This window comes from Streptomyces sp. NPDC018833 (assembly GCF_044390825.1).
In the GTDB taxonomy this organism is placed as follows: domain Bacteria; phylum Actinomycetota; class Actinomycetes; order Streptomycetales; family Streptomycetaceae; genus Streptomyces.
Map to the genome: position 1 here is coordinate 1 of NZ_JBIRZM010000045.1, position 1,546 is coordinate 1,546.

A 1,546-nucleotide genomic window follows, 5' to 3' on the forward strand; every position below is an offset into this window, starting at 1 on the left:
CCCCCGTTATGTTCTTCGCGGTCCTGCAAGAGGGCCGCTGGCCTCCGGGCCCGGCATGACTGTTCCCCCCTGTCGAACGGATGACCTGGGGGGTGGTGTCACCGGGCCCGGGAGGTGCCGTCGGAGACGCTGATCAGAGGTCCGGCCACCACCCGGTCCGGCGCAATGCCGGACAGCTCGCGGGCGGCAGGTCTGCATAACGTGGATGCGCGCGTACGACACCACTGCCGAGGCCGGCACGTTCAACTCTCCTGGAAGGGCGCGATGTTCGACACCGAAGACGTGGGCGTGTTCCTCGGCCTGGACGTCGGCAAGAGCTCTCATCACGGGCACGGGCTGACTCCGGCCGGCAAGAAGGTCTTCGACAAGCAGCTGCCCAACAGCGAGCCGAAACTGCGGGCCGTGTTCGACAAACTGGCCGCGAAGTTCGGCACCGTCCTGGTGATCGTGGACCAGCCCGCCTCCATCGGCGCCCTCCCGCTGACCGTCGCCCGCGACGCCGGCTGCCGCGTCGCCTACCTGCCCGGCCTGGCCATGCGCCGGATCGCCGACCTCTACCCCGGCGAGGCCAAGACCGACGCCAAGGACGCTGCGGTGATCGCGGACGCGGCCCGCACCATGCCGCACACCCTGCGATCCCTCGAACTGACCGACGAGATCACCGCCGAACTCACGGTCCTCGTCGGCTTCGACCAGGACCTCGCCGCCGAGGCCACCCGCACGTCCAACCGGATACGCGGCCTGCTCACCCAGTTCCACCCGTCGCTGGAGCGCGTTCTGGGCCCCCGCCTGGACCACCAGGCCGTGACCTGGCTGCTGGAGCGCTACGGCTCCCCGGCCGCCCTGCGCAAAGCCGGCCGCCGCAGACTCGTCGAGCTGATCCGGCCCAAGGCCCCGCGCATGGCCCAGCGGCTGATCGACGATGTCTTCGACGCCCTCGACGAACAGACCGTCATGGTCCCCGGCACCGGCACCCTCGACATCGTCATCCCCTCTCTGGCCGCCTCCCTGGCCGCCGTCCACACCCAGCGCCGGGCGATGGAAGCCCAGATCAACACCCTGCTGGAGACCCACCCTCTTTCCCCGGTCCTGACCTCGATGCCCGGCGTCGGCGTCAGGACCGCCGCCGTCCTGCTGGTCACCGTCGGCGACGGCACCAGCTTCCCCACCGCCGCCCACCTCGCCTCCTACGCCGGACTCGCCCCCACCACGAAGTCGTCGGGAACCTCGATCCACGGTGAACACGCACCCCGAGGCGGCAACCGGCAGCTCAAACGGGCCATGTTCCTGTCCGCCTTCGCCTGCATGAACGCCGACCCGGCCTCCCGCGCCTACTACGACAAGCAACGCGCCCGCGGCAAAACCCACACCCAGGCCCTCCTCCGCCTCGCCCGCCAACGCATCAGCGTCCTGTTCGCCATGCTCCGCGACGGCACCTTCTACGAACCCCGCACCCCCAAGGACGTCGAGCTCGCCGCATAACCCCAGCGAGCCCGAACCGCCCCAAACCCGACAGGGGCGCCTTGACGCAGGACATAGAGGCACC

1 protein-coding gene is annotated in these 1,546 nt (G+C 70.1%); it reads left to right on the forward strand.

What is annotated here, in order from left to right; genetic code table 11:
* The first annotated feature begins 264 nt into the window (after positions 1 to 264).
* Positions 265 to 1,482, forward strand: coding sequence for an IS110 family transposase (locus ACH5AF_RS35320; RefSeq protein WP_398907645.1), 1,218 nt, complete (start codon positions 265 to 267; stop codon positions 1,480 to 1,482).
* The last annotated feature ends 64 nt before the right edge of the window (positions 1,483 to 1,546 follow it).